The sequence below is a fragment of the Micromonospora sp. CCTCC AA 2012012 genome, assembly GCF_040499845.1.
Taxonomy (GTDB): Bacteria; Actinomycetota; Actinomycetes; order Mycobacteriales; family Micromonosporaceae; genus Micromonospora; species Micromonospora mangrovi.
On record NZ_CP159342.1, the window covers coordinates 639,403 to 655,327 of the forward strand.

Annotated in this window: 13 protein-coding genes; 9 read left to right on the forward strand and 4 right to left on the reverse strand. The window is 72.4% G+C overall.

Going from position 1 to position 15,925, the window contains the following annotated elements; all coding sequences use genetic code 11:
* Positions 1-98 precede the first annotated feature (98 nt).
* Both uvrC and ABUL08_RS02995 read left to right on the forward strand, forming a co-directional pair.
* Entirely contained in the window at positions 99-2,036 is a 1,938-nt protein-coding gene (gene uvrC, locus ABUL08_RS02990; protein ID WP_350934266.1) for an excinuclease ABC subunit UvrC, read from the forward strand.
* A 962-nt stretch (positions 2,037-2,998) separates the two neighbouring features.
* A complete protein-coding gene (locus tag ABUL08_RS02995) occupies positions 2,999-3,655 on the forward strand; it encodes a C39 family peptidase (RefSeq protein WP_350934268.1) in 657 nt (218 codons plus the stop codon).
* 52 nt (positions 3,656-3,707) lie between these two features.
* On the opposite strand, the gene recQ is transcribed toward ABUL08_RS02995, so the two are convergent.
* Complete coding sequence (recQ, locus tag ABUL08_RS03000; RefSeq protein ID WP_350934269.1) at positions 3,708-5,570, reverse strand: DNA helicase RecQ; 1,863 nt, start codon at positions 5,568-5,570, stop codon at positions 3,708-3,710.
* 248 nt (positions 5,571-5,818) lie between these two features.
* On the opposite strand from recQ, the gene rapZ reads away from it, so the two are divergent.
* From rapZ to secG, 7 genes are all read left to right on the forward strand, one after another.
* A complete protein-coding gene (gene rapZ, locus ABUL08_RS03005) occupies positions 5,819-6,697 on the forward strand; it encodes an RNase adapter RapZ (protein ID WP_350938461.1) in 879 nt (292 codons plus the stop codon).
* Positions 6,694-7,674, forward strand: coding sequence for a gluconeogenesis factor YvcK family protein (locus tag ABUL08_RS03010; protein WP_350934271.1), 981 nt, complete (start codon positions 6,694-6,696; stop codon positions 7,672-7,674). Before rapZ ends, ABUL08_RS03010 begins: the two co-directional genes overlap by 4 nt.
* Before the next feature lie 54 nt (positions 7,675-7,728).
* Positions 7,729-8,709 (forward strand): DNA-binding protein WhiA, encoded by a 981-nt coding sequence (gene whiA, locus ABUL08_RS03015; RefSeq protein ID WP_200212777.1) that lies wholly within the window; start codon positions 7,729-7,731, stop codon positions 8,707-8,709.
* A 263-nt stretch (positions 8,710-8,972) separates the two neighbouring features.
* Positions 8,973-9,977 carry a type I glyceraldehyde-3-phosphate dehydrogenase gene (gene gap / locus ABUL08_RS03020; RefSeq protein ID WP_350934273.1) on the forward strand — a complete coding sequence of 335 codons (1,005 nt, stop codon included), beginning with the start codon at positions 8,973-8,975 and terminating at the stop codon, positions 9,975-9,977.
* Positions 9,974-11,197: a phosphoglycerate kinase gene (locus ABUL08_RS03025; protein WP_350934276.1), complete on the forward strand. Its 1,224-nt coding sequence runs from the start codon at positions 9,974-9,976 to the stop codon at positions 11,195-11,197. Before gap ends, ABUL08_RS03025 begins: the two co-directional genes overlap by 4 nt.
* A complete protein-coding gene (gene tpiA, locus ABUL08_RS03030; protein WP_350934278.1) occupies positions 11,197-11,988 on the forward strand; it encodes a triose-phosphate isomerase in 792 nt (263 codons plus the stop codon). The genes ABUL08_RS03025 and tpiA overlap by 1 nt, the downstream gene beginning before the upstream one ends.
* Positions 11,989-12,083: 95 nt before the next feature.
* Positions 12,084-12,344 carry a preprotein translocase subunit SecG gene (secG, locus tag ABUL08_RS03035; protein ID WP_350934281.1) on the forward strand — a complete coding sequence of 87 codons (261 nt, stop codon included), beginning with the start codon at positions 12,084-12,086 and terminating at the stop codon, positions 12,342-12,344.
* 125 nt (positions 12,345-12,469) lie between these two features.
* On the opposite strand, the gene pgl is transcribed toward secG, so the two are convergent.
* The 3 genes from pgl to zwf all read right to left on the reverse strand — a co-directional run bounded on the left by pgl (position 12,470) and on the right by zwf (position 15,878).
* Positions 12,470-13,240 (reverse strand): 6-phosphogluconolactonase, encoded by a 771-nt coding sequence (gene pgl / locus ABUL08_RS03040; RefSeq protein ID WP_350934283.1) that lies wholly within the window; start codon positions 13,238-13,240, stop codon positions 12,470-12,472.
* 84 nt (positions 13,241-13,324) lie between these two features.
* Entirely contained in the window at positions 13,325-14,341 is a 1,017-nt protein-coding gene (locus tag ABUL08_RS03045) for a glucose-6-phosphate dehydrogenase assembly protein OpcA (RefSeq protein ID WP_350934285.1), read from the reverse strand.
* Between the two features lie 22 nt (positions 14,342-14,363).
* Positions 14,364-15,878 (reverse strand): glucose-6-phosphate dehydrogenase, encoded by a 1,515-nt coding sequence (gene zwf / locus ABUL08_RS03050; protein WP_350934287.1) that lies wholly within the window; start codon positions 15,876-15,878, stop codon positions 14,364-14,366.
* Positions 15,879-15,925 lie beyond the last annotated feature (47 nt).

The following is a 15,925-nucleotide window of genomic DNA, read 5'->3' on the forward strand; positions in this document are numbered from 1 at the left end:
CCATCGAATTGGAAGTGGTCGATGCCGGTGGGCCGCCGTGCGGGCCGGCCGGCTCGCCGCGAACGGGAGTGTCGGAAGCAGCGACTAATCTCGGAGCCGTGGCTGATCCCTCGACCTACCGTCCCGCGCCCGGCACCATCCCCGAGTCACCGGGGGTCTACCGGTTCCGTGACGGCACCGGCCGGGTGATCTACGTCGGCAAGGCGAAGAACCTGCGCAGCCGGCTCAACTCCTACTTCGCCGACCTGTGGGGGCTGCACCAGCGGACCCAGCAGATGGTCACCACCGCCGAGTCGGTCGACTGGGTCACCGTCGGCACCGAGGTCGAGGCCCTTCAGCTCGAATACACCTGGATCAAGCAGTACGACCCGCGGTTCAACGTCCGCTACCGCGACGACAAGTCGTACCCGTACCTGGCGGTCACCCTCGACGAGGAATACCCGCGGCTCCAGGTGATGCGGGGCGCCAAGCGCAAGGGGGTGCGCTACTTCGGGCCGTACTCGCACGCCTGGGCGATCCGCGAGACGCTCGACCTGCTGCTGCGGGTCTTCCCGGCGCGGACCTGCTCCTCCGGGGTGTTCAAGCGGGCCGCCCAGGTCGGTCGCCCCTGCCTGCTGGGCTACATCGGCAAGTGCTCCGCGCCCTGCGTCGGCACCGTCTCCGCCGCGCGGCACCGCGAGATCGTCGACGACTTCTGCGACTTCATGGCCGGTCGCACCGACACCATGGTCCGCAAGCTCGAACGGGAGATGATCCAGGCCAGCGAGGAGCTGGAGTTCGAGCGGGCCGCCCGGCTGCGCGACGACGTCGCGGCGCTGCGCCGGGCGATGGAGAAGCAGACCGTCGTGCTCGGCGACGGCACCGACGCCGACGTGGTCGCGTTCGCCGACGACCCCTTGGAGGCCGCCGTCCAGGTCTTCCACGTCCGCGACGGGCGCATCCGCGGCCAGCGCGGCTGGGTGGTGGAGAAGACCGAGGAGCTCAGCGCCGGCGACCTGGTGCACCACTTCTGCACCCAGGTGTACGGCGACGAGCAGGGCGAGGGCGACGTGCCCCGGGAACTGCTCGTCCCCGAACTGCCCGCCGACGCGGAGGCGCTCACCGACTGGCTCTCGGCCCACCGGGGCAGCCGGGTGTCCCTGCGGGTGCCGCAGCGCGGCGACAAGAAGTCGTTGATGGAGACGGTGGAACGCAACGCGAAGGACGCCCTCGCCCGCCACAAGCTCAAGCGGGCCGGCGACCTGACCACCCGCAGCAAGGCGCTCGACGAGATCAGCGACGCGCTCGGCATGCGGACGTCACCCCTGCGCATCGAGTGTTTCGACGTCTCCCAGATCCAGGGCACCGACGTGGTGGCCAGCATGGTCGTCTTCGAGGACGGGCTGCCCCGCAAGAGCGAATACCGCCGGTTCATCGTCCGGGGCGCCACCGACGACCTCTCCGCCATGCACGAGGTGCTGCGCCGACGCTTCGCCCGCTACCTGGACGCGCGGGCCGAGAGCGGGGAGATCGGCGAGGAGACCGCCGGCGACCCCGACCGGCCCGGCATCGACCCGACCACCGGGCGGCCGCGCAAGTTCGCGTACCCGCCGCAGCTCGTCGTGGTCGACGGTGGCGCGCCGCAGGTGGCCGCCGCCGCGCAGGCCCTCGCCGAGCTGGGCATCGACGACGTGGCGCTCTGCGGGCTGGCCAAGCGGCTGGAGGAGGTCTGGCTCCCCGACGACGAGTTCCCGGTCATCCTGCCCCGCACCTCCGAGGGCCTCTACCTGCTGCAACGGGTACGCGACGAGGCCCACCGGTTCGCCATCACCTTCCACCGCCAGCGCCGTTCCAAGCGGATGACGGAGTCGGCGCTGGACACCGTCCCCGGCCTGGGCGAGGTACGCCGCAAGGCGCTGCTGCGGCACTTCGGCTCCCTCAAGCGCCTCTCCGCCGCCACGGTCGAGGAGATCACCGAGGTTCCCGGGGTGGGCAGACGGACCGCCGAGGCCATCCTCGCCGCCCTCGACGACACCCCCGAGCCCCCCAAGCCCTGACCCGGCTGCCACCCGGAGGCCCGGTCCCGTCGCGTCCGCGTCGACCGTCCGCCGTCCGCCGTGCGCCGTGCGCCGTGCGCCGTGCGCCGTGCGCTGTCCGCTGTCCGCTGTGCGCCGTCCGCCGTGCGTCGTCCGCCGTCCAAGATCGCGCTCAATGGTGGATCGAGTGGCATCCGACGCCGCTCGATCCCACTGTTTCCTGGATCGAGCACGCTCTTGGCCGTGGGAGGCCGCCCGGGGACGCGGCGCCGTCCGGTGGAACGTCATGGAGGTTTCCGGGCGTGGGTGACCTACACGGCGTTCCACCGACCGCTCCGTCTCGCCGCTTCTGGTCGGAGCGCCGCAACCACCCTGCCGCGTCCTGTCCGCACGTCCGCGCGAGATGTGCCGATCGTCCGGTTCCGGGCTCCGGGCTCCGGGCTGGTCGGCGGCTGGTTCCGGGTTCCGGGCAGGTCGGGGGCGGCTGGGTTCGGGTTCTGGGCCCGTGGGCGGCGGCTGGTTCCGGGTTCCGGGCCGGTCGGCGGCGGCTGCGTGGTTGGTGGCGGTTCGTCCCGTGGTCGGGGCCACCCGACGGGCGGAATCATGCCGGGGGTGGGGTCGTTGAACATGGCAGACCGCGCGGCATCCCGGCCCCCGAGCCGGTGACCGCCGGTCGGAATGACCGGCCACCGGCCGTCGTTACATCCCCGGGCCGCGAACACCGGGTCCCCACCGGCGAGGCCGTGGGAATGAGTCCCCGCCGCCGGTCGTTACATCCCCGGACCGCGAACACCGGGTCCCCACCGGCGAGGCCGGGGGAATGACTCCCCGCCGCCGGTCGTTACATCCCCGGGCCGCCGAGCAGGTCGACCACGACCGCCGGACACCCCGAAGACTTCCCCCCTTTTTCGCGGCACCCCGCGCACCCCCCGGTGCGTCGGCGTGTGTGCCGCGCACCCCCGAATGGAAGGCGTGATCTGATCATGGCTACCACTCTGCTGCGCAAGACCGTCCTGACCGCTGCCGGTATCGCCGCCACCGCCGGTGGCATCGCCGGCCCCGCCATCGCCGCCCAGGCCGCGCCGGCCGAGAAGGCCGCCTCGTCGGTCACCACCGACCGCCGTCACGGCGGCGGCGAGCGGGAGCTGAACGTGCGCTACGAGGCGCAGCCCAACTTCTACTACTGCGGCCCCGCCGCGACCCGCAACGCCCTGAGCGTCCTCGGCAAGAACATCGACGTCGACGCCATGGCCAAGGAGATGGGCACCACCGAGGCGGGCACCAACTCCATCAACGACATCACCCCGGTGCTCAACAAGGAGACCGGCAAGCACTACCGGTCCGTCGAGATCCGGGACAGCAAGGCCGACGACAAGCAGACCGAGACCCTGCGCGCCGACATCGTGCGTACCGTCGACGACGGTCGGGCCGTGGTGGCCAACATCGCCGGCACCGCCACCGACACCGACGGTGTCACCCACTCCTTCGAGGGCGGGCACTACATCAGCGTCGTCGGGTACCGCGACGGTGGGAAGACCGTCACGATCGCCGACTCCGCCAACCCGGACACCGCCGCCTACCGGATCAGCGTGGACAACCTCGCCGACTGGATCGCCACCCGCGGCTACACCGCCTCCTGACCGGCAACAACCGAAAGGGCCGTCCCCACCACGGGGACGGCCCTTGTCGTCGTCAGGCGTCGGTGGTGAGGACGGCGAGGATCTGCTCGCCGTACTTGGCGAGCTTGTTCTCGCCGACACCGCTGATCCGGGACAGCTCGGCCAGCGAGGTCGGGGCGTCGGTGGCGATCTGCCGGAGCGTGGCGTCGTGGAAGATCACATACGCGGGGACGCCCTGTTCCTTGGCGGTGGCCGCCCGCCAGGCGCGCAGCCGTTCGAAGAGCGACCCGGCGGCCGGGTCCAGTTCGGCGACCACCGTGGCCGCGCCGCGGGGCTTGGCCGAGCGGCTCGACGGCGCCTTCTCCGGCTCGCGCCGGAGGGTCACCGTGCGGCGGCGACCCAGCACCTCGGCGCTCGCCTCGGTGAGCGCCAGGGTGCCGTAGTCGCCCTCGACCGCGAGCAGCCCCTCCGCCAGCAACTGCCGGACCACGCCCCGCCACTCCGCCTCGCGCAGGTCGGTGCCGATGCCGAAGGTGGAGAGCTGGTCGTGGCCGTACTGAGTGATCTTGTCGGTCTGCTTGCCGAGCAGGATGTCCACGCAGTGGCCCGCGCCGAAGCGCTGGTTGCGCTCGCGGTCGAGGCGGAAGACGGTGGAGAGGAGCTTCTGCGCGGCGACGGTGCCGTCCCAGGACTCCGGCGGGCTCAGGCAGGTGTCGCAGTTGCCGCAGGCCGTCGTGGTCGTCTCGCCGAAGTATTCGAGCAGCTGCACCCGCCGGCAGCGGACCGTCTCGCAGAGGGCCAGCATCGCGTCCAGGTGGGCGGCCAGGTTGCGCCGGTGGGCCAGGTCGCCCTCCGACGTCTCGATCATCTTGCGCTGCTGCACCACGTCCTGGAGCCCGTACGCCAGCCAGGCGGTCGACGGCAGGCCGTCCCGGCCGGCGCGGCCGGTCTCCTGGTAGTAGCCCTCGACCGACTTCGGTAGGTCGAGGTGGGCGACGAAGCGCACGTCTGGCTTGTCGATGCCCATCCCGAACGCGATGGTGGCCACCATGACCAGCCCGTCCTCGCGCAGGAAGCGCTGCTGGTTGGCGGCGCGGGTCGCCGCGTCCAGGCCGGCGTGGTAGGGCAGCGCGGCGATGCCGTTCTGCACCAGGAACTCGGCGGTCTTGTCCACCGAGGCGCGGGAGAGGCAGTAGACGATGCCGGCGTCGCCCGGATGCTCGTCGCGCAGCAGGCTCAGCAGCTGCTTGCGCGGCTCCCGCTTGGGCACGATCCGGTATTGAATGTTGGGCCGGTCGAAGCTGGCCACGAAGTGCCGGGCGTCGGTGAGGTTGAGCCGGGTCGCGATCTCCGACCGGGTGGCGCTGGTCGCGGTGGCGGTCAGCGCGATCCGCGGCACCCCCGGCCAGCGTTCGTGCAGCATCGACAGGTTGAGGTAGTCGGGGCGGAAGTCGTGCCCCCACTGCGACACGCAGTGCGCCTCGTCGATCGCGAAGAGCGCGATGCGGCCGCGTTCCAGCAGCTGGAGGGTCGACCGCACGGCCAGCCCCTCTGGGGCCAGGTAGAGCAGGTCCAGCTCGCCGGCGACGTACGCCGCCTCGACCCGCCGGCGCTCGGCCAGGTCCTGCGTCGAGTTGAGGAAGCCGGCGCGGACGCCGACCGCGGTGAGCGCGTCGACCTGGTCCTGCATGAGCGCGATCAGCGGCGACACGACCACCGCGACACCCGGCCGGACCAGGGCGGGGATCTGGTAGCAGAGCGACTTGCCGCCACCGGTCGGCATCAGCACCAGCGCGTCGCCGCCGGCCACCACGTGCTCCACCACCTCGTGCTGGAAGCCGCGGAAGGCGTCGTAGCCGAACACCCGCCGGAGCACCCCGGCGGCGTCCTCGGCCCGCGGGTCGGTGGCGGTGACCAGCTCGGTGGGGGAGACCATTCGCGCAGTCTACGAGCGTCCCCCGACACCCCGTCCCGCCCCGCGCCGCCGTGGCGGTGACCGGCGGGAACCGGACAACCGGTTGTTCCGGTCGTCACCCCGTGGAATCCCGGGCGGGGTCCCAGCCGTTAGAGTCGCTGATTGACCACGCGCGGCCGACCGGCCGCGGCGCCACGGCCAGGGGGTAACGGGTGAGCGAGGCGCGGACGACGGCGGACCTGGTGCCGACGGGGACGGCGGTGCCGGCGGTGGCCGGGCAGCCGGCGGAGGAGACCAGCCTGGTGGTGGTCACCGGCCTCTCCGGCGGCGGCCGCAGCACGGTGGCCCGGGCGCTGGAGAACGTCGGCTACTACGTGGTCGACAACCTGCCCCAGGCGTTGCTGCTGGACATGGCCGAGCTGGCCTCCAAGGCCGGCGGCGCGGCCCGGCGTACGGCGATGGTGCTGGACGTCCGGTCGCGGGCCTTCTCCACCGACCTGGCCGGCGCGATCCGGGAGCTGAAGGAGCGCGGCTTCTCGCCCCGGGTGGTCTTCGTCGACGCCGACGACGAGGTGCTGATCCGCCGCTTCGAGAGCGTGCGCCGCTCGCACCCGTTGCAGGGCGAGGGGCGGCTCGCCGACGGCATCGCCAACGAGCGGGCGCTGCTGGAGGAGGCCCGCGACCAGGCCGACGTGATCATCGACACCAGCCACCTGAACGTCAACCAGCTGCGCCGCCGGGTCGAGGAGCTCTTCGGCGGCGAGGACGCCCGTCAGCTGCGGGTCACCGTGCTCTCCTTCGGCTTCAAGTACGGCCTGCCGCCGGACGCCGACTTCGTGCTCGACGCCCGGTTCCTGCCCAACCCGTACTGGGTGCCGGAGCTGCGGGAGCACACCGGGCGGGAGGAGGCGGTCAGCTCGTACGTGCTCGGGCAGGAGGGCGCGGACGCCTTCGTCTCCGCGTACGCGGACCTGGTCAACGCCACCACCGCCGGCTTCGAGCGGGAGGGCAAGCGCTACCTGACCGTGGCGGTCGGCTGCACCGGCGGCAAGCACCGCAGCGTCGCCATCGCCGAGGAGCTCTCCGGTCGGCTGCGCCAGTCCGGTCTCTCGGCCAACGCGCAGCACCGGGACCTGGGGCGGGAATGACCCGTACGAAGGTCGTCGCCTTCGGTGGCGGGCACGGGCTCTCGGCGTCCCTGCGGGCGCTGCGGCACTGCGTACCCGAACTCGACCTGGACATCACCGCGGTGGTCACCGTCGGCGACGACGGCGGCTCCAGCGGCCGGTTGCGCGCCGAGCGGGGCGGCCTGCCCCCGGGTGACCTGCGGCAGGCCCTGGTCGCGCTGGCCGGTGACCACCCGGCCACCCGGCGCAGCGCCGACCTCTTCCAGCACCGCTACGCCGCCGTCGGCGGCCCCGGCGCGGTCGCGGGGGACGGGCTGGCCGGGCACGCCGTCGGCAACCTGGTGCTGTGCGGCCTGATGGAGCAGCTCGGCGACCCGGTGGCCGCCCTCGACCACGCCGGCGCGATGCTCGGCGCGGTGGGCCGGGTGCTGCCGATGTCCCGGCAGCCCGTCGGGATCGAGGCCCGGGTCCGTGGCGCGGCCCCGGACCGCCCCGACGAGATCCGCACCGTACGCGGCCAGCACCAGGTGGCGGTGACCACCGGGCAGGTCGAGTCACTGCTGCTCACGCCCGCCGCCCCGGCCGCCTGTGCCGAGGCGGTCGCGGCGATCGGCGCGGCGGACTGGTTGATCTTCGGGCCGGGCAGCTGGTACACCAGCGTGCTGCCGCACCTGTTGGTGCCGGGGCTGGCCCACGCGATCGTCGCCAGCCCGGCCCGACGGCTGGTGACCCTCAACCTGGTGGCCGAGAAGGAGACCCGGGGGCTGTCCCTGGCCGACCATCTGGCCACCCTGCGCCGCTATCTGCCCGAGCTGAAGCTGGACATGGTGCTGGCGGACTGCACGGCGGTGGGTGACCCCGAGGCGGTCGAACGTGCGGCAGAATCGCTGGGTGCCCGGCTGGTCCTCGCTCCCGTCGCCGTCCTCGACGGCACACCCCGTCATGATCCGGCTGCCCTGGGCGCCGCGCTGGTGCCTGTCCTGGGCGCCGATCGTTAAGCACGTACGTAATCACCGGCGACACGCCGGTACCGGTCCGTGGAGGGGCGCACTATGGCGATGACGGCTGCGGTCAAGGACGAGCTGAGTCGGGTCGACGTGCCCAAGCCCTGCTGCCGGCGGGCGGAGATGGCCGCCCTGCTGCGCTTCGCCGGTGGGCTGCACATCGTGTCGGGTCGCGTGGTGGTCGAGGCCGAGCTGGACACCGGCGCGGTGGCCCGGCGGCTGCGGCGGGAGATCGCCGAGGTCTACGGCTACCCGAGCGAGATCCACGTGCTCGCCTCCGGCGGGCTGCGCAAGGGCAGCCACTTCATCGTCCGGGTGGTCAAGGACGGCGAGGCGCTGGCCCGCCAGACCGGGCTGCTCGACGTGCGGGGTCGTCCGGTGCGGGGCCTGCCGCCGCACGTGGTCGCCGCGAACGTCTGCTGCGCGGTCTCCGCGTGGCGGGGCGCGTTCATGGCCCACGGCTCGCTGACCGAGCCGGGCCGTTCCAGCGCGCTGGAGATCACCTGCCCCGGCCCGGAGTCGGCCCTCGCGCTGGTCGGCGCGGCCCGCCGGATCGGCATCGTGGCGAAGAACCGCGAGGTCCGCCAGGTCGACCGGGTGGTGGTCAAGGACGGCGACGCGATCGCCGCGCTGCTCACCCGGATCGGCGCCCACTCCAGCGTGCTGGCCTGGGAGGAGCGCCGGGTCCGCCGCGAGGTGCGGGCCACCGCGAACCGGCTGGCCAACTTCGACGACGCCAACCTGCGCCGGTCTGCCCGCGCGGCGGTCGCCGCGGCGGCCCGGGTCACCCGCGCGCTGGAGATCCTCGCCGAGGACGCGCCCAACCACCTGACCTCGGCCGGCCGGCTGCGGCTGGAGCACCGGCAGGCCTCGCTGGAGGAGCTCGGCGCGCTGGCCGACCCGCCGTTGACCAAGGACGCCATCGCCGGCCGGATCCGCCGGCTGCTGGCGCTCGCCGACAAGCGGGCCCGCGACCTGGGCATCCCGGATACGGAAGCGGCCGTCACGCCCGACATGCTCGTGGTCTGATAGGACGGTGGGTCGCCACTCTGCGAGCGGGATCACCACCCGACGCAGCGCGGCGCCGCACGCTCGGATAGGGTCGCTGCGTACGGCAAGGGGGCCGCGCACAGGCACTCCTCGCCGTGCTCACCGCCTCCGGCGGTCAGGTCCTCCAGACCGCGGCGAGGTGGCCGAGATGAACCGTCAACGGCCGGCTCCAACGGTCGGCGAACAATCTCCGCCGGTCGGGGTCTGACGCCGGCGGACCAGAACGCGAGGAGATGGGACCTGTGACCATCCGGGTTGGCATCAACGGCTTCGGCCGGATCGGCCGTAACTTCTTCCGGGCAGTGCTGGCGTCCGGCGCTGACATCGAGGTCGTCGCGGTCAACGACCTGACCGACAACGCGACTCTCGCCCACCTGCTCAAGTACGACAGCATCCTGGGCCGCCTGCCGCACGAGGTGAAGGCCACCGCCGACGAGATCACCGTGGGCGGCAAGACCATCAAGGCGTACGCCGAGAAGGACCCGGCGAAGCTGCCGTGGGGCGAGGTCGGCGCCGACGTCGTCATCGAGTCCACCGGGTTCTTCACCGACGCCACCAAGGCCAAGGCGCACGTCGACGGCGGGGCCAAGAAGGTCATCATCTCCGCCCCGGCGAAGAACGAGGACGTCACGGTCGTCATGGGCGTCAACCACGACCAGTACGACCCGGCCAAGCACACCATCATCTCGAACGCCTCCTGCACCACCAACTGCCTGGCCCCGATGGCGAAGGTCCTGCACGACACCTTCGGCATCACCAAGGGTCTGATGACCACCATCCACGCGTACACCCAGGACCAGAACCTGCAGGACGCGCCGCACAAGGACCTGCGTCGGGCCCGGGCCGCCGCGCTGAACATCGTCCCCACCTCGACCGGTGCCGCGAAGGCGATCGGCCTGGTGCTGCCGGAGCTGAAGGGCAAGCTGGACGGTTACGCGCTGCGGGTGCCGATCCCGACCGGCTCCGCCACCGACCTGACCGTCGAGGTCGGCCGGGAGACCACGGTGGACGAGGTCAACGCCGCGCTGAAGGCCGCCGCCGAGGGCCCGCTCAAGGGCTTCCTCAGCTACAACGAGGACCCGATCGTCTCCGCCGACATCGTCACCGACCCGTCGTCGTGCATCTTCGACGCGCCGCTGACCAAGGTGATCGGCAACCAGGTCAAGGTCGTCGGCTGGTACGACAACGAGTGGGGCTACTCCAACCGCCTCGTCGACCTCGTCAAGCTGGTGGGTCAGTCGCTGTGACGATCCGCAACCTCGACGACCTGCTCGCCGAGGGGGTGTCGGGTCGGCGCGTGCTGGTGCGCGCCGACCTGAACGTCCCGCTCGACAAGCAGACCGGTGAGATCACCGACGACGGCCGGATCCGGGCCGTCCTGCCGACGCTGAGCGCGCTGGTGCAGGCCGGCGCCAAGGTGGTCGTCTGCTCCCACCTGGGTCGCCCCAAGGGCGCGCCGGACCCGCAGTTCAGCCTCCGGCCGGTCGCCGGCCGGCTGGGTGAGCTGCTCGGCGCGCCGGTGCACTTCGCGGAGGACACCGTCGGTGACTCCGCCCGCTCCACCGTGGCGGGCCTGGCCGACGGTCAGGTCGCGCTGCTGGAGAACCTGCGCTTCAACAAGGGCGAGACCAGCAAGGACGAGGCCGAGCGGGGCGCCTTCGCCGACCAGCTCGCCGCGTTCGGCGACGCGTACGTGGACGACGCCTTCGGCGCCGTGCACCGCAAGCACGCCAGCGTCTACGACGTGCCGGCCCGGCTGCCGCACGTGGCCGGCCGGCTCGTGCTGCGCGAGGTCGAGGTGCTCGGCAAGCTGACCGGCGAGCCGGAGCGCCCGTACGTGGTGGTGCTCGGCGGCTCCAAGGTCTCCGACAAGCTGGCGGTGATCGAGGCCCTGCTGCCGACGGTCGACCGACTGCTCATCGGCGGCGGGATGTGCTTCACCTTCCTCAAGGCGCAGGGCCACGAGGTGGGCTCCTCGCTGCTGGAGGAGGAGATGGTGGAGACCTGCCGCAACCTCCTGGAGCGGTCCGAGGGCAAGATCATGCTCCCGGTCGACGTGGTGGCCGCGGACGCCTTCGCCCCGGACGCCGCGCACGACACGGTGCCCGCCGACGGCATCCCGAGCCACCGGCTGGGGCTGGACATCGGCCCGGAGACGGTCGCCGGCTTCGCCGCCGCCATCAAGGACGCCGCCTGCGGAGAACCCGGAGGTGCGCGGACGATCTTCTGGAACGGCCCGATGGGTGTGTTCGAGATGCCGGCGTTCGCCAACGGCACCCGCGGGGTGGCCGAGGCGATCGCGAAGGCCGACGCGTTCAGCGTGGTCGGCGGCGGTGACTCCGCCGCGGCGGTCCGCGCCCTGGGCCTCGACGAGTCGTCGTTCGGGCACATCTCCACCGGTGGCGGCGCCTCCCTGGAATACCTGGAGGGCAAGACCCTCCCTGGCATCGCGGCGCTGGAGGACTGATGGCGGGCTTCACCCGCCGGCCGCTGATGGCCGGCAACTGGAAGATGAACCTGAACCACCTCGAGGCGAACCTGCTGCTGCAGAAGTTGGCGGCGAGCCTCACCGAGAAGCACCTCACCGACGTCGAGACGGTGGTCCTGCCGCCTTTCACCGACCTGCGTACCGTGCAGACCGCGGTGGACGGCGACAAGCTGCTGATCGGCTACGGCGGGCAGGACCTGTCGCCGTACCAGTCGGGGGCGTACACCGGGGACATCTCCGGTGCGATGCTGGCCAAGCTGGGCTGCACGTACGTGGTGGTCGGGCACTCCGAGCGGCGGCAGTACCACTACGAGGACGACGCGATCGTCAACGCCAAGGTGGCCGCCGCGCTGGCCAACGGGCTCACCCCGATCCTCTGCATCGGCGAGGGGCTGGAGATCCGGGAGCAGCTGCGGCACGTGCCGCACTGCTGCGACCAGCTCGACGGGGCCCTGAAGGGGCTCACCCCCGAGCAGGTCACCAAGGTCGTCGTGGCGTACGAGCCGGTCTGGGCGATCGGCACCGGCAAGACGGCCACTCCGGAGGACGCCCAGGAGGTGTGCGGGGAGGTCCGCAAGCGGCTGGTCGAGACCTACGGCCAGGGCACGGCGGACCAGGTCCGGATCCTCTACGGCGGTTCGGTCAAGTCCTCGAACGTCGCCTCGATCATGGCTCAGCCGGACGTGGACGGGGCGCTGGTCGGGGGTGCGAGCCTGGACGCCGAGGAGTTCGCGAAGATCTGCCGGTTCCCGGAGCACATCGCCCGCTGATCGCTCGCTATCCTTGACCCTGCCCGTCCGCAGGCCGGTGCCGCGTGCCCGACCAGCCCGGGCAGATGATCGCTACGAGAGGACTGACCGCAACCATGCCGATCGCGTTCGCATACACGTTGATCGTGTTGTTGATCATCACGAGCATCATGCTCACCCTGCTGATCCTGCTGCACCGAGGTAAGGGCGGCGGGATGTCGAGCATGTTCGGCGGTGGCGTCAGCTCCAGCCTCGCCGGGTCGTCGGTGGCCGAGAAGAACCTCGACCGCTACACCGTCCTGGTGGGGATCGTCTGGTTCGCCTGCATCGTGGGGATCGGCCTCTGGCTGCGCCTCCAGATGAGCAGCGGGTCCTGACCGGCGGCGTCAAGGTCGTATCTTCTGCGCGCGGTCCGTCACGACGGGCCGCGCGCAGTGCTTTGTCCGCCGGTGTCGCACGCGAAGGGGCCCCTGCCAGTGGCAGGGGCCCCTTCGTCGCAGGATCAGCGGAGGCTGCGCAGGCGGGCCGGCACGTCGGCCGCCGCCGCCCGGTCCAGCAGCCAGAGGGTACGGGCGACGCCGTGCGCCCCCGCCGCCGGCAGCTGCACCGGACCCGCCCCGGCCAGCGCCATCCCCACCGCCCGGGACTTGTCCGCCCCGCTGGCCACCAGCCAGACCTCCTCGGCGGTGTTGATCGCCGTCAGGGTGAGCGTGGTCCGCACCGGCGGCGGCTTCGGGCTGCCCCGCACCGCGCTGACCGGCCGGCTGTCGTGGTGCACGGGGTGCTCCGGGAAGACCGACGCCACGTGCCCGTCCTCGCCCACCCCCAGCATCAGCACGTCGAAGTGGGGGAGCGCGGCGTGCCCCGGGCGGGCCGCCGTGGCCAGCTCCTCGGCGTACCGGGCGGCGGCCCCCTCGGGGTCGTTGCCGGCCGGGCCGTCCGAGGCCGGCATCGGGTGGATCCGGGCCGGGTCCAGCGGCACCGCGTCCAGCAGCGCCGCCCGGGCCTGGGTCTCGTTGCGCTCCGGGTCGCCGGCCGGCAGGAAGCGCTCGTCGCCCCACCAGACGTCGACCCGGGACCAGTCGACGGCGTCGCGGGCCGGCAGCGCCGCCACCGCCCGGTACACCGCTGCGGCGATCCGCCCGCCGGTCAGCACCACCGAGGCCTGGCCCCGGTCCGCCTGCGCGTCGAGCAGCTTCACCACCAGCCGGGCCGCCACCGCCTGCGCCAGCAGATCGGCGTCGGCGTGGACGGCGACACTCGCCTCACTCATTCGTTGTGCCTTCGTGTTCCGACCGCAACGCGGTCACCTGTCGCTGTCCGGCCGCCGAGCGGCCCCGTACGCCGTCGACCGCGCTCACTCGTGCGCGGTCGCGCCGGCGTGCGCGCTGATCCCCGCCTCGGCTCGCTGGGCGGTCGCCGGGTCCTTCCACACGTGCCGCCGGTGGGCGGGGCGCTGGTCCAGCCCGGAGAGGCCGGCGGTGGCGCCCAGCGCCTCCGCGTAGACCTGGTCGGCGTCGAGCCGCCGCAGCTCCTCGGCCAGCTCGTCACCGAGCGGCCGACGCACCAGCGGCAGCGTCCGGTCGTCCTGGCCGGTACGCCGGAACCGCGCGATGCTGTCGTCCCGGCTCAGGGTCAACTCGTCGCCGTTGGCGCAGCGCAGCTGCACCTCGCGCATCCGCGGGTATTCGTCGGTGTGCTCCCAGACCGGGTCGATGCCGAGCCGGGCGGCCAGCCAGCCGCGCATCAGCGCCGCCGTCGGGTCGGTCCGCGGTGCCACCACGGTCGCCTCGGTGACCCGGGCCTGGGTGGTGTCGAACGCCCCGGCGACCAGGGTGCGCCACGGGGTGATCCGGGTCCACGCCAGGTCGGTGTCGCCGGGGGCGTAGTCCACCGCCCGCTGCTTCAGCGCCGCGATCGGGTCGGCCGCCTGCGCCGCGTCGGTGATCCGCCGGTCGGCCACCACGCCGAGGAAGTCGGTCGAGATCTCCACCGGGGGCTCGCCGTGCCACCAGGTCACCACCGGCACGTCCGGCACCAGCAGCGGCATCACCACCGACTCGGCGTGCAGGGCCAGCCGCCCGTACATCCGGGTGACCACGGCCTCGCACGGGCCGAGCCGGCCGCCGACGACGATCTCGGCGTCCAGCCGGTTACGGTCCCGCTCGACGTCGGAGCGGACCACCACGATGATCCGGCACGGGTGGGCGGCCGCCGCGATGGTCGCCGCCGCCTCCGCCTCCCGGACCTGCTTCTCGTCCGCCACCACGATCAGGGTGAGCGCCATGCCGCTGGCCACCCCGCCGGCGCTGCGCCGCTCGGCGGCGAGCGCCTTGACCACCTCGTTGCCGGTGGTGTCCCACAAGCCGATCAACGGATCCTCCAGCTCTGCTCGGTCATGCCCGCCGCCAGGCCCGGCCCTCGCGGGCCAGCATCTCGTCGGCCGCGCGCGGCCCCCACTCACCGGCCCGGTACGGCTCCGGCTTCGTGCCCGTCCAGGCGTGCTCCAGCGGGTCCACGACCTGCCAGCTCTGCTCCACCTCGGCGGCGTCCGGGAAGAGCGTCCGGTCGCCGATCAGCACGTCCAGCACCAGCCGCTCGTACGCCTCGGGGCTGGACTCGGTGAACGCCTCGCCGTACTGGAAGTCCATCGCGATGTCGCGGACCTCCATCGTCGTGCCGGGCACCTTGGAGCCGAACTTCAGCACCACGCCCTCGTCCGGCTGGACCCGGATGACGAGCTGGTTGGGGCCGAGCGACTCCATGTCCGCCGGGTTGAACGGCAGGTGCGGCGCCTTCTTGAACATGATGGCCACCTCGGTGACCCGGCGGGGCAGCCGCTTGCCGGCGCGGATGTAGAAGGGCACCCCCGCCCAGCGGCGGTTCTGGATGCCGAGCCGGACGGCGACGTACGTCTCGGTGGTCGAGTCGTCCGGCACGCCCTCCTCGTCCAGGTAGCCGACGGCGCGCTCCCCGCCGACCCAGCCGGGCAGGTACTGGCCGCGGACGGTGTCCCGGGCCACGTCCTTCGGCACCGTGATGGCCTTGAGCACCTTGAGCTTCTCGGCGCGGATCTCGTCGGCGTCGAAGCTGGTCGGCTCCTCCATCGCCACCAGGGCGAGGAGTTGCAGCAGGTGGTTCTGGAGCACGTCGCGGGCGGTGCCGACGGTGTCGTAGAAGCCGGCCCGGGTGCCGATGCCGACGTCCTCGGCCATGGTGATCTGCACCGAGTCGACGTACTTGGAGTTCCACAGCGGCTCGAAGAGGTTGTTGGCGAACCGCAGGGCCAGGATGTTCTGGACCGTCTCCTTGCCCAGGTAGTGGTCGATCCGGAAGACGTCCTGCCCGGTGAAGACGTCGTCGACCAGGTCGTTGAGCTCCTTCGCGGAGGGCAGGTCGTTGCCGAACGGCTTCTCCACCACGACCCGCCGCCAGCCGCCGGACTTGGCGTTGTCCGCCATGCCGGTGCGGGCGAGCTGCTTGAGCACCACCGGGAAGGCCGCCGGGGGGATGGAGAAGTAGAAGGCGGCGTTGCCGGGGATGCCGTGGCTGGTGCGCAGCTCGTCCAGCGTGGTGGCGAGCTGGTCGAAGGCCGCGTCGTCGTCGAACGAGCCGCCGACGAACTTGATGTTGCCGGCCAGCCGGGCCCAGACCTCGTCCCGCCAGGGGGTGCGGGCGTGCTTGCGGGCCGCCTCGCAGGCCAGGGTCTCGAAGTCACCGTCGCCCCAGTCCCGCCGGGCGAAGCCCAGGACCACGAAGCCGGGCGGCAGCAGTCCCCGGTTCGCCAGGTCGTAGACCGCCGGCAGCAACTTCTTCCGCGCCAGGTCACCGGTGACGCCGAAGATCACCAGAGCGCAGGGCTCCGGGATCCGGGGCAGCCGCCGGTCCTGGGGGTCGCGCAGCGGGTTCAACGTATCTCCTCGATTCGCGACTGCGGGGTTCGCGGCACCGGCTCGCT